We start from the raw sequence: 12,376 nt of genomic DNA on the forward strand, positions 1-12,376 counted from the left end.
GCCTTCGCTGGTGGCGGGTCGGTGCGGGACGGGCGGATCGAGTCTAGGCGGGAGCGCGGGCGTCGTCGGCCTCGCTCGTGGTCTCGGCCGCCGCCTCGGCGTCGACCGAGGCGACGGTGTCGGTGTCGGCCGAGGTGACGGTGTCGGGCTCGACGTCTCCGAGCTCCGCGGACCCGAGCTGACCGACGACGGCCGCGGCGAGTGTCGGGCCGATGCCCCGGATCGACGAGATCTCGTCCGGCGTGGCCTGCTTGAGCCGCTTCACCGAGCCGAAGTGCTTCAGCAGGCGTGCGACGCGTGAGGGCCCGAGGCCGGGGATCTCGGCCAGCTGGGTCGTGATGTCGCGCTTGCGACGCTGTCGCTGGTGCGTGATCGCGAACCGGTGGGCCTCGTCGCGGATCCGCTGGATCAGGAAGAGCGCGTCGGAGTTGCGCGGCAGGATGACGGGGAAGTCGTCGTCGGGCAGCCAGATCTCCTCGAGCCGCTTGGCGATGCCGCAGAGCGCGATGTCGGTCACGCCCGCGTCGTCGAGCGCCCGCCGGGCGGCGGCCACCTGGGGCTGGCCCCCGTCGACGATCAGCAGGTTCGGTCGGTAGGCGAAGCGCTTGCGCTCCTCGCCGACCTCGGCGACCGGGGCGAGCTCGTCGTCGAGGCGCGAGAGCCGCCTGCTGAGCGTCTGGTAGATCGACTCCGTGTCGTCGGTCGACTGCGGGATGTTGAAGCGCCGATACTGGTCCTTCCGGGGCAGGCCGTCCTCGAAGACGACCATCGAGGCGACGATGTTGGTGCCGGACAGGTGCGAGACGTCGTAGCACTCCATCCGGAGGGGCGCCTCGGTCATGCCCAGCGCCTCCTGGATGTCGGCCAGGGCGGTGGACCGCGTCGCGAAGTCGGCGCTGCGACGGGTCTTGTAGAGCATCAGGGACTGCTGCGCGTTGAGCGTGGCCGTCTGCATGAGCGCGGCCTTCTCGCCGCGCTGCGCGGTGCGGACCTGCACCCTGCCTCTCCCCCGGATCTCGCTGAGGACGGCCTCCAGGGCGTCGTTGTCGTCGGGCACCGTCGTCACGACGATCTCGCGCGGCACCTCGGAGCCGGCGGTGTACCGGCCCTGCAGCACCTGCTCGACGAGCTCGCCCGAGGTGATGTCGATCTCCTTGTCGACGACCCAGCCCCGTGAGCCGCGGATGCGGCCGCCGCGGACCGTGAACAGCTGCACGGCGGCCGCCAGCTCGTCCTCGACGAGGGCGTAGAGGTCGAGGTCGACGGAGTCGCGGAGCACCACGGCGGACTTGTCGAGCACCGCCTCGAGAGCCTGAACCTGGTCGCGGTAGCGCGCCGCGTCCTCGTAGCGCTGCTCGAGCGCGGCCGTCTTCATGGCCTTCTGCTTGTCGGCGATGACCTTCTTGTCGTAGCTGCCCATGAACTTGACGAACTCGTCGACGATCGCGCGGTGCTCGTCGATCGACACCTTGTGCGAGCAGGGCCCGCCGCAGCGACCGATCTGGCCCGGGAAGCACGGCTTGCCGGATTCCATCGCCTTCTTGTAGCTGCTGTCGGAGCAGGTGCGGATCGGGAAGACCTTGATCATCTGGTCGATCGTGTCGTGCACGGCCCAGATCTTCGGGTACGGCCCGAAGTACTTCGCGCCCTTGATGCGCGGGTTGCGCGTGACCATGACCCGGGGGGCCTCGTCGCCGAGGGTCACCGCCATGAACGGGTACGTCTTGTCGTCCCGGAACTTGACGTTGAAGGGCGGGTCGAACTCCTTGATCCAGGTGTACTCGAGCTGGAGCGCCTCGATGTCGCTGCCGACGACCGTCCACTCGACGCTGCGGGCCGTGAGGACCATCCGCCGCGTGCGCTCGTGCAGGGTCGGCAACGGCGCGAAGTAGTTGCTCAGCCGGGCACGGAGGCTCTTCGCCTTGCCGACGTAGAGGACACGCCCGCGCTCGTCCCGCCAGCGGTAGACTCCGGGGTCGGTCGGGATCTCACGCGCTGGCGGCCGCCAGGAGACCGTGTTGCTCATCGAGCCTCGACTGCCTCCCGACGTCGGCTGCCCGTCGTCGTCGCGACCTTCTTCTTCTTGGCCGCGGCCGGGCCGGGCGCGGCGTGGCCTGACTCGAGGATCTCCGCGAGGAAGACGCCGGTGTGGCTCTCCGGCACGGTGGCGAGATGCTCGGGCGTGCCCGTGGCGAGGACGGTGCCTCCCCCGGCTCCGCCCTCGGGGCCCATGTCGATCAGCCAGTCGGCCGACTTGATCACGTCGAGGTTGTGCTCGATCGTGATCACGGTGTTGCCCTTGTCGACGAGGCCGTCGAGCACGAGCAGCAGCTTGCGGACGTCCTCGAAGTGCAGGCCGGTCGTGGGCTCGTCGAGCACGTAGATGCTGCGCCCGTTCGAGCGCTTCTGCAGCTCGGTCGCCAGCTTGACGCGCTGCGCCTCGCCGCCGCTCAGGGTGGTCGCGCTCTGGCCGAGGCGCACGTAGCCGAGGCCGACGTCCACCAGCGTCTTCATGAAGCGCGAGATCGCCGAGATGGGCTCGAAGAAGTCGGCCGCCTCGCTGATCGGCATGTCGAGCACCTCGGAGATGTTCTTGCCCTTGTACTGGACCGCGAGGGTGTCGCGGTTGTACCGCGCGCCCCCGCAGACCTCGCAGGCGACGTAGACGTCGGGCAGGAAGTTCATCTCGATCTTGATCGTGCCGTCGCCCGCGCAGTTCTCGCAGCGACCGCCCTTGACGTTGAAGCTGAACCGGCCCGGCAGGTATCCGCGGGCCTTCGCGTCGACGGTCTCGGCGAACAGGTTGCGGATCCGGTCGAAGACGCCGGTGTAGGTCGCGGGGTTCGAGCGCGGCGTCCGACCGATCGGCGCCTGGTCGACGTGCACCACCTTGTCGAGGTGCTCGAGACCGGTGACGCGCAGGTGGCGGCCCGGGATCTGGCGCGCACCGTTCAGCTTGTTGGCCATCACCTTGTAGAGGATGTCGTTGACCAGGGAGGACTTGCCCGAGCCGCTCACCCCGGTCACCGCGACGAAGACGCCGAGCGGGAAGTCGACGGTGACGTCGCGCAGGTTGTTGGCCTTCGCGCCGACGACGGAGACCACCCGGTCGCGGTCGACCGGGCGACGCGTGGTCGGCGTGGCGATCGAGCGGCGGCCGGCGAGGTAGTCGCCGGTGTAGGACTCGGTGTTGGTCAGCAGGTCCTCGTAGCTGCCCGAGTGCACCACCTTGCCGCCGTTGACGCCGGCGCCCGGTCCGATGTCGACGACCCAGTCGGCGGTCTTGATCGTGTCCTCGTCGTGCTCGACGACGATGAGCGTGTTGCCGAGGTCGCGGAGCTTGACGAGGGTGTCGATCAGCCGTCGGTTGTCGCGCTGGTGCAGGCCGATGCTCGGCTCGTCCAGCACGTAGAGCACGCCCGTCAGGCCCGAGCCGATCTGGGTCGCCAGCCGGATGCGCTGTGCCTCGCCGCCGGAGAGCGATCCCGCGGCACGGCCGAGGGACAGGTAGGTGAGCCCCACCTCGAGCAGGAACTCGAGGCGCACGCGGATCTCGCGGAGCACCTGCGCGGCGATGCGCGCCTCGCGGGTCGTCAGCGTGAGCCCGTTCATGAACGCGAACGCGTCGGTGAGGCTGAGCTCGGCGACGTCCGCGATGCTCTGCTCGGCGACCGTGACCGCGAGCACCTCGGGCTTGAGCCGCTTGCCGCCGCAGACGGAGCACGGGATCTCACGGAGGTACTCGGAATAGCGCTGGCGCTGTGTGTCGGTCTCGGCCTCGGCGTACTTGCGCTCGATGTAGGGCATCACGCCCTCGAACCCGGTCGAGTACTTCATCTCACGGCCGAAGCGGTTCTTCCACTTGACCGTCACCTCGAAGTCGTTGCCCTGCAGGACGGCCTGCTGGATGCGGGCCGGCAGCTCTCGCCACGGGGTCTTGAGGCTGAAGTCGAGGTCGGCCGCGAGCCCCTCGAGCAGCTTCTGGAAGTAGTTGTAGAGGCCCTTGCCCGAGTTCGTCCAGGGCAGGATGACGCCCTCGGCCAGGCTCAGGTCGGGGTCGCCGAGCACGAGGTCGGTGTCGACCGACATGCGCGTCCCCAGACCGGAGCACTCGGGGCACGCGCCGAACGGGGCGTTGAACGAGAAGGTGCGGGGCTCGATCTCGGTGAGCTGCACCGGGTGGCCGTTCGGGCACGAGAGCTTCTCGGAGAAGGTGCGGTACTTGCCGGCGGCACCGGCGTCCGTGTCGACGAAGTCGACGGTGACCAGGCCGTCGGTGAGGCGCAGGGCGGTCTCGAGCGAGTCGGTCAGGCGCGTGAGGCCCTCGTCGGAGGCGACGAGACGGTCGACGACGACCGAGATGTCGTGCTTGACCTGCTTCTTCAGCTTGGGCGGCGAGCTCAGCTGCACCTGCTCGCCGTCGACGATCGCCCGGGAGTACCCGCTCGAGGCGAGCTCGGCGAAGAGGTCGACGAACTCGCCCTTCTTCTGCGAGACGACTGGGCTGAGCACCTGGAAGCGCGTGCCGGTCTCGAGCGTCATCAGCTGGTCGGCGATCTGCTGCACGGTCTGGCGGCTGATCACCTCGCCGCACACGGCGCAGTGCGCGATGCCGATGCGGGCCCAGAGCAGACGCATGTAGTCGTAGATCTCGGTGATCGTGCCGACCGTGGACCGTGGGTTGCGGTTCGTCGACTTCTGGTCGATCGACACGGCCGGGCTGAGGCCCTCGATGAAGTCGACGTCGGGGCGGTCGACCTGCCCGAGGAACTGGCGCGCGTAGGCGGAGAGCGACTCGACGTAGCGCCGTTGGCCCTCGGCGAAGATCGTGTCGAACGCGAGGGACGACTTGCCCGACCCGGAGAGGCCGGTGAAGACGACCATCGAGTCGCGGGGGATCTCGAGGTCGACGTTGTCGAGGTTGTGGACTCGGGCACCCCGCACGCTGAGCACGGAGGAACCTTCTACGGGTGAGATTGACACTCTTACCATTCTACGGAAGCCCCTGACATCGAGGTCGGCCGACGGGGAGATCGGCCGGGTGACGGCACCAGGAGGAGCGTCCGCGCGCTAGAGGACGGGTTCTGTGTGGGTGAGCTCGGCCGAGACGGCCCAGAGCCGTTCTGCCGCGGCTGGGTCTCGTGCGTGCTTCTTCGTGGGGACGACAGCGGGCGCGCCGGTCAGCTGGAACCACCCGGAGGGGCCCCAGTATTCCCCGCCCTGCACGCCGGGGTCGACGGTCGCGTGGACGAGCGGCTCGGCCCCGGCTTCCTTGCCCTGCGAGAAGACGTGCATGGCCGAGGTGACGACGGCGGGCGGTCGGCGAGGCTCGACGACGGGCGGTCGCGGGTCGCTCAGCGACTCCCACGACAGCCCCGGGTGGGCGATCACGCTCGACACCGACGAGCCGGCGGCCCGGAGGCGCCGGTCGAGCTCGAGGCCGAAGGTCATGACCGCGAGCTTCGATCGTGCGTAGGCGACGGCCCCCGAGTAGCTCGAGACCATCATCGGGTCGTCGAGGTCGAGGCGGACGAAGCGGTGGCTGATGCTGCCGAGGTGCACGACCCGGCCCCGAGGAGACTCGGAGAGCGCCGGCAGCAGGTGCGAGACGAGCGCGAAGTGCCCGAGGTGGTTCGTGCCGAACTGCAGCTCGAACCCGTCGGCCGTCGTCTGACGCCGGCGCGAGCCGACGACCCCCGCGTTCGCGAGCAGGGCGTCCACTCCCCCGGCGGCCGTGAGCGCGTCCGCGCCGGACCGCACCGAGGACAGGTCGGCGAGGTCGAGGTCGACGGTCGAGACGTCGGCGCCGGGGACGCGGTCGCGCACGGTGTCGGCCGCACGGACGGCCCGCTCCGGGCTCCGGGCCGCCACGACGACCTGGTGACCGAGGGCGGCGAGGCGCTCGGCCGCGAAGTAGCCCAGCCCCGCGGTCGCCCCGGTGACGACGACGCGGAGGCGACGATCAGCGGGCATGGCCGGCCGCCTCCATCTGTCGCAGGTCGCGCTTGAGGTCGGCGACCTCGTCACGCAGGCGACCGGCGAGCTCGAACTTGAGCTCGGCGGCGGCCTGGAGCATCTGGTCGTTGAGGTCGGCGATGATCGACTCGAGTCCGTTGGCGGCGTTCGCCGCCTTGCCCTCTCGACGGAGGTTCGGGGTCGGGGCGCGCTTGCCGCCCTGGCGGCCTGCCAGCAGCTCGGCCGTGTCCGCGCCCTCGCGAGCCAGGACCTCGGTGATGTCGGCGATCTTCTTGCGGAGCGGTTGCGGGTCGATGCCGCGCTCGAGGTTGTAGGCGACCTGCTTCTCGCGCCGCCGGTCTGTCTCCTCGAGGGCGTTGCGCATCGAGTCGGTCATGACGTCGGCGTACATGTGCACCTCGCCGGAGACGTTGCGCGCCGCGCGTCCGATGGTCTGGATGAGCGACGTCGACGACCGCAGGAACCCCTCCTTGTCGGCGTCGAGGATGGCGACCAGCGACACCTCGGGCAGGTCGAGGCCCTCGCGGAGGAGGTTGATGCCGACGAGGACGTCGTAGACGCCCTGACGCAGCTCGGTCAGCAGCTCGACCCGTCGCAGGGTATCGACGTCGGAGTGCAGGTACCGGACCCGGACGCCGGCCTCGGTGAGGAAGTCAGTCAGTTCCTCGGCCATCTTCTTCGTGAGCGTCGTGACGAGCACGCGCTCGTCCTTCTCGACCCGGACCCGGATCTCGTCGAGCAGGTCGTCGATCTGGCCCTCGGACGGCTTGACGACGATCTGCGGGTCGACGAGACCCGTCGGGCGGATGATCTGCTCGACCACGCTGTCGGTGATCCCGAGCTCGTATTTGCCCGGGGTCGCCGACAGGTAGACCTTCTGCCCCACCCTGCCGAGGAACTCCTCGAACTTGAGCGGGCGGTTGTCGAGGGCACTCGGCAGCCGGAAGCCGTGGTCGACGAGCGTGCGCTTGCGAGAGGCGTCGCCCTCGTACATCGCGCCGATCTGCGGGACCGTCACGTGGGACTCGTCGATGACGACGAGGAAGTCGTCGGCGAAGTAGTCGAGGAGGCAGTGCGGGGCCTCGCCCGGACCGCGGCCGTCGATGTGCGCCGAGTAGTTCTCGATGCCGTTGCAGAACCCGATCTGCTCCATCATCTCGAGATCGAAGGTCGTGCGCATGCGGAGGCGCTGCGACTCGAGCAGCTTGCCCTGCTTGTCGAGCTCGTCGAGGCGGGTGGCGAGTTCTTCCTTGATGGTGCCGATGGCGCGGTGCATCACGTCGGTGCCCGCGACGTAGTGCGAGCCGGGGAACACCGACACGGCGTCCATGGTGCGGACGACGTCGCCCGTGAGGGGGTGGAGAGCGTAGAGCGCCTCGATCTCGTCGCCGAACATCTCGATGCGGATGGCCAGCTCTTCGTACATCGGGATGATCTCGATGGTGTCGCCGCGCACTCTGAAGTTGCCACGGGAGAAGTCGATGTCGTTGCGCTGGTACTGCATCGAGACGAAGCGCCGGATCAGCGTCTCGCGGTCGATCTTCATGCCGACCTGCAGGGCGATCATCGCCTGCATGTAGCCCTCGGGCGTGCCGAGGCCGTAGATGCAGGACACCGTCGAGACGACGATGACGTCGCGACGGCTGAGCAGAGAGTTGGTCGTGGAGTGCCGCAGCCGCTCGACCTCGGCGTTGATCGAGCTGTCCTTCTCGATGAAGGTGTCGGTCTGCGGGACGTATGCCTCGGGCTGGTAGTAGTCGTAGTACGAGACGAAGTACTCGACGGCGTTGTGCGGGAACATCTCGCGGAACTCGTTGGCCAGCTGGGCCGCGAGGGTCTTGTTGTGGGCCAGGACGAGGGTCGGGCGCTGGACCTGCTCGACGAGCCAGGCGGTCGTCGCGGACTTGCCGGTGCCGGTCGCGCCGAGCAGCACGACGTCGGTCTCGCCCGCGTTGATGCGCCCCGCGAGCTCGGCGATGGCGGCCGGCTGGTCGCCGCTCGGCTCGTACTCGCTGACTACTTCGAAGGGGCGGACACTGCGGGTCGGTTCCATGTCTCCGAGTCTAGGAGCGACCACTGACACTCGGCCCCGAGGGACCCGCTGCCTTCGCCGCTGACAGCGAACGCAGCACCTCTGCGACCTCGTCCGCCCTCGCGAGGGTCGCCTCCAGCGAGATCGAGGAGTCGACCACGAGGTCGGCGACGGCGAGGCGGGCCTCGTCGTCGGCCTGGGCGTCGACGCGGCGGACCGCCTCCTCGGGGCTCATCCCCCGGAGCTCGACCAGGCGCGTCAACCGCACCTCGCGAGGCGCGTGGACGACGACGACCACGTCGAACTCGCCCGCACCCCGCGTCTCGACCAGGAGGGGCACGTCGTACACGACGACCCTGGTCGGGTCGTCAGCCACCGCCTCCTCCATGCGCCGGCGGGAGAGCTCGCGGACGGCCGGGTGGGTGATCGCCTCGAGGTCCCGACGGGCAGCCGGGTCGGAGAAGACGACGGCGCCGAGCGCCGGCCGGTCGAGCTCTCCCGAGGGCGTGAGCACGTGGTCGCCGAAGCGCCGCCGGATCGCTTCGAGGCCCGGCGTGCCCGGCGCGACCACCTCGCGGGCGAGCTGGTCGGCGTCGATGTGCGCCGCACCCCGCTCGGCGAGACGGCGGGACACGACGCTCTTGCCGGCGGCGATGCCACCGGTCAGGCCACAGACGAACATCCGTCGAGGTTACCCGTGCCCCGGAACGCCGAACGGCGGCCCCCTCCAGGAGGGGACCGCCGTTCGACGTGGTCAGGTGCCGAGGCACCGACCGGGGCGTGCTAGTTGCTGCTGGACAGCTTCTCGCGCAGAGCGGCGAGCGACTCGTCGTCGGCGAGGGTGCCGGCACCGGCGGTCTCGCTCGAGAAGGTCGAGCCCGAGGGAGCCTCGAAGGAGGCCTCTTCGGTGAGCGACGCAGCGACCTGCTTCTTGTGCGCCTCCCAGCGAGCCTGGGCGGCAGCGTAGTCCTGCTCCCACTTCTCGCGCTGCGAGTCGAAGCCCTCGCGCCACTCGTTCGTCTCCGGGTCGAAGCCCTCGGGGTACTTGTAGTTGCCCTGGTCGTCGTACTCGGTGAGCATGCCGTAGAGCGCCGGGTCGAACTCGGTGCCCTCGGGGTCCACGCCCTCGTTGGCCTGCTTGAGGCTCAGCGAGATGCGGCGACGGTCGAGGTCGATGTCGATGACCTTGACGAACACCTCGTCGCCGACGGCGACGACCTGCTCGGCCAGCTCGACGTGCTTCGCCGACAGCTCGGAGATGTGCACGAGGCCTTCGATGCCGTCCGCGACGCGGACGAACGCGCCGAAGGGGACGAGCTTCGTGACCTTGCCCGGCGCGACCTGTCCGATCGCGTGGGTGCGGGCGAAGACCTGCCACGGGTCCTCCTGCGTCGCCTTGAGCGAGAGCGACACGCGCTCACGGTCGAGGTCGACCTCGAGGATCTCGACGGTGACTTCCTGACCGACCTCGACGACCTCGCTGGCGTGCTCGATGTGCTTCCAGCTGAGCTCGGAGACGTGCACGAGGCCGTCCACGCCGCCGAGGTCGACGAAGGCGCCGAAGTTGACGATCGAGGAGACGATGCCCTTGCGGACCTGGCCCTTGTGCAGGTTGTTGAGGAACGTGGTGCGGCTCTCGGACTGCGTCTGCTCGAGGAGCGCACGGCGCGACAGGACCACGTTGTTGCGGTTCTTGTCGAGCTCGAGGATCTTCGCCTCGATCTCCTGGCCCAGGTAGGGCGTGAGGTCGCGGACGCGGCGCAGCTCGATGAGCGACGCGGGCAGGAAGCCACGGAGGCCGATGTCGACGATGAGGCCGCCCTTGACGACCTCGATGACCGTTCCGGTGACGACGCCGTCGGCGTCCTTGATCTTCTCCACGTCGCCCCAGGCACGCTCGTACTGAGCGCGCTTCTTGGACAGGATCAGACGGCCTTCCTTGTCCTCCTTCTGGAGGACGAGGGCCTCGACGGTGTCGCCGACCTCGACGACCTCGGTGGGGTCGACGTCGTGCTTGATCGACAGCTCGCGCGAGGGGATGACGCCCTCGGTCTTGTAGCCGACGTCGAGGAGGACCTCGTCGCGGTCGATCTTGACGACGGTGCCCTCGATGAGGTCGCCGTCGTTGAAGAACTTCAGGGTCTTCTCGACCGCGGCCAGGAAGTCATCAGCGGATCCGATGTCGTTGATGGCGACCTGCTTGGGTGCCTTGGTCGTTACGGTTGTCATGTAGTTAGTGCTCCAGTGAAAGCATGTATCGGGCCGTGGTCGTCCCGAGGGCTGGGCCTTCTCGGGGGTGTCGACCGCGGCGTGCGGACAGATCGGCGCAGATAGCGCTGGTACATACTACCTGCGCGTCGCCCCGACGGGCAACGATCAAGAGAGCAGCGCGCGCCGCAGCGTGTCGAGCCCGACGCCGCCGAGCTGCAGCGCCTCGCGGTGGAACGCACGGAGGTCGAAGTCGGCTCCCTCGCGACGAGCCCGCTCAGCCCGCAGGTCCTCCCAGATGCGCTGTCCGACCTTGTACGAGGGCGCCTGGCCGGGCCAGCCGAGGTAGCGGTCCACCTCGAAGCGCACGAACTCGTCGTCCATGTTGACGTTGGCGCGCATGAACGTCAGGGCGGTCTCGTGGCTCCAGGGCTCGGTCGAGCCGGGGAACGTCTTGCCGAGGTGCACGCCGACGTCGAGCACCACCCTGGCGGCGCGCATCCGCTGGCCGTCGAGCATGCCGAGGCGGTCGCCCGGGTCGGAGAGCCAGCCGAGCTCGTCCATCAGCCGCTCGGCGTAGAGGGCCCAGCCCTCGGCGTGCCCCGACGTGCCGGCGAGCTGACGGCGCCAGGTGTTCAGCTGCGCGCTGTTGTAGACCGCCTGGCCGAGCTGGAGGTGGTGCCCCGGCACGCCCTCGTGGAACACGGTCGTCGTCTCGCGCCAGGTGCCGAAGCGCGTGACGCCCTCCGGCACCGACCACCACATGCGGCCGGGACGGGAGAAGTCGTCGCTGGGGCTCGTGTAGTAGATGCCGCCGTCCTTCGTCGGGGCGATGCGGCACTCGAGGCGCCGGACGGGCTCCGGAACGTCGAAGTGCGTGCCGGCGAGCTCGGCCACGGCGCGGTCGCTGAGCCGCTGCATCCACTGCTGGAGCGCCTCCGTGCCCTCGAGCTGCCGCGCGGGGTCGGCGTCGAGGACGGCGATCGCCCGCGCCACGTCCGCGCCCGGCTCGATCTCGCGGGCCACCGCCTCCTGCTCGCTCGTCATGCGGGCGAGCTCGTCGAGGCCCCACTCGTAGGTCTCGTCGAGGTCGACGGTCGCCCCGAGGAACCGCCTCGAGTGCAGGGCGTAGGCGTCGCGGCCGACGCCGTCCTCGACGGCGGCCGCGGGCAGCAGCTCGTCGAGCAGGAACCGGCGGGCGGCGAGGTAGCCCTCACCCGCCGAGGAGGCGCCCCTCGCGAGGTCGGACGCGAGCGCCGACGAGGGGGCGGTGCCGTCGGCCAGTCGTGCGGACGAGGCGAGCTCGGCGAAGAAGCCGTCCGGCGACCCGATGCGGGCGCACTGCTCGGCCACCGCCTCCACCTGACGCCGCGCCGGGACGACGCCCTCGGCGATGCCTTGCCGGAAGGTCTCCACCAGCTGCCCGATTGCCCGGTCGACCCGTCCGAGCCGCGAGGCGACGTCGGCCCAGTCGCCCTCGGTCTCGGTGGGCATCAGGTCGTAGACCTCGCGGATCGCCTGGATCGGCGAGGCGATGACGTTGAGGTCGCGCAGCTGCAGACGCTGCTCGGCGTACTCGAGGTCGAGGCGGAGCTCGGCCCCCAGGTCGTCCTGGGTGACGCGGTCGACGTCGTCGACGGGCACCGCGTCGTCCAGCTCGGCGAGCACGCGGCGGACCGCCTCGACGTGGCGCTCGTGGCCCGCCGGCGAGTAGTCGCCGTACTCGCCCGTGCGGCCCTCGCGCCCGATCCACGTCGCGGTGGTGGGGTCGAGGTCGACGAGCTGGTCGACCCAGCGCTCGGCGATGCCGTCGATCGGGGTCTGCGGTCGGACGGGAGGCGTCGTGGGCTCGGTCATGGGACNGAGCAACGTGGCCAGCTCGTCGAGGGCCGCGTCGGCGTTGTCGCCGTCGGTGGCGAGGACGACCTCGTCGCCGTGGCCGATGCCGAGCGAGAGGACGCCGAGGATGCTGGCGGCGTTGACGGTCTTGCCCGCGGGCGAGGTCAGCGTGACCTTGGCGCCGCTCTTGCCGGCGGCCTGGCTGAACAGCGAGGCGGGGCGGGCGTGCAGGCCGACGCTCGAGGCGATGGTGACGGTGCGTTCTGGCATTTCTTCTCCTTGGTCGAGACCGGTCTGGTCGGGGTGCGGGCCGGGGCCCTG

General features: G+C 69.7%; 7 protein-coding genes and 1 pseudogene. All 8 read right to left on the reverse strand.

The genetic code is table 11. From position 1 onward, the window contains the following. Window positions 1–43: 43 nt before the first annotated feature. Window positions 44–2,026, reverse strand: a complete 1,983-nt coding sequence (gene uvrC, locus IFT90_RS07520) for an excinuclease ABC subunit UvrC (RefSeq protein WP_192041675.1) — start codon at window positions 2,024–2,026, stop codon at window positions 44–46. Continuing rightward, window positions 2,023–4,992, reverse strand: coding sequence for an excinuclease ABC subunit UvrA (uvrA, locus tag IFT90_RS07525; protein ID WP_192041676.1), 2,970 nt, complete (start codon window positions 4,990–4,992; stop codon window positions 2,023–2,025). The genes uvrC and uvrA overlap by 4 nt, the downstream gene beginning before the upstream one ends. Window positions 4,993–5,070: 78 nt before the next feature. Next, window positions 5,071–5,973, reverse strand: coding sequence for an SDR family NAD(P)-dependent oxidoreductase (locus IFT90_RS07530; protein ID WP_192041677.1), 903 nt, complete (start codon window positions 5,971–5,973; stop codon window positions 5,071–5,073). Then, window positions 5,963–8,029, reverse strand: a complete 2,067-nt coding sequence (gene uvrB, locus IFT90_RS07535; RefSeq protein WP_123545834.1) for an excinuclease ABC subunit UvrB — start codon at window positions 8,027–8,029, stop codon at window positions 5,963–5,965. Before uvrB ends, IFT90_RS07530 begins: the two co-directional genes overlap by 11 nt. A 10-nt stretch (window positions 8,030–8,039) precedes the next feature. Further along, entirely contained in the window at window positions 8,040–8,690 is a 651-nt protein-coding gene (gene coaE / locus IFT90_RS07540) for a dephospho-CoA kinase (RefSeq protein ID WP_192041678.1), read from the reverse strand. Window positions 8,691–8,791: 101 nt separating this feature from the next. After that, a complete protein-coding gene (rpsA, locus tag IFT90_RS07545) occupies window positions 8,792–10,237 on the reverse strand; it encodes a 30S ribosomal protein S1 (RefSeq protein WP_123545838.1) in 1,446 nt (481 codons plus the stop codon). A 147-nt stretch (window positions 10,238–10,384) separates the two neighbouring features. Next, window positions 10,385–12,073 carry a DUF885 domain-containing protein gene (locus IFT90_RS07550; protein ID WP_207106320.1) on the reverse strand — a complete coding sequence of 563 codons (1,689 nt, stop codon included), beginning with the start codon at window positions 12,071–12,073 and terminating at the stop codon, window positions 10,385–10,387. A gap of 6 nt (window positions 12,074–12,079) precedes the next feature. After that, a pseudogene (locus IFT90_RS17520) lies at window positions 12,080–12,325 on the reverse strand (HPr family phosphocarrier protein); the annotation flags it as partial. Between the last annotated feature and the right edge of the window lie 51 nt (window positions 12,326–12,376).

The sequence above is a fragment of the Frigoribacterium sp. CFBP 8766 genome (assembly GCF_014841435.1).
Lineage (GTDB): Bacteria > Actinomycetota > Actinomycetes > Actinomycetales > Microbacteriaceae > Frigoribacterium.

What these genes read in the sequence shown, in the direction of transcription:
- uvrC (WP_192041675.1), bottom strand. Translation starts at nt 2,026, where the DNA reads ATGAGCAACACGGTCTCCTGGCGGCCGCCAGCGCGTGAGATCCCGACC.
- uvrB (WP_123545834.1), bottom strand. Translation starts at nt 8,029, where the DNA reads ATGGAACCGACCCGCAGTGTCCGCCCCTTCGAAGTAGTCAGCGAGTAC.
- uvrA (WP_192041676.1), bottom strand. Translation starts at nt 4,992, where the DNA reads ATGGTAAGAGTGTCAATCTCACCCGTAGAAGGTTCCTCCGTGCTCAGC.
- IFT90_RS07550 (WP_207106320.1), bottom strand. Translation starts at nt 12,073, where the DNA reads ATGACCGAGCCCACGACGCCTCCCGTCCGACCGCAGACCCCGATCGAC.
- rpsA (WP_123545838.1), bottom strand. Translation starts at nt 10,237, where the DNA reads ATGACAACCGTAACGACCAAGGCACCCAAGCAGGTCGCCATCAACGAC.
- coaE (WP_192041678.1), bottom strand. Translation starts at nt 8,690, where the DNA reads ATGTTCGTCTGTGGCCTGACCGGTGGCATCGCCGCCGGCAAGAGCGTC.
- IFT90_RS07530 (WP_192041677.1), bottom strand. Translation starts at nt 5,973, where the DNA reads ATGCCCGCTGATCGTCGCCTCCGCGTCGTCGTCACCGGGGCGACCGCG.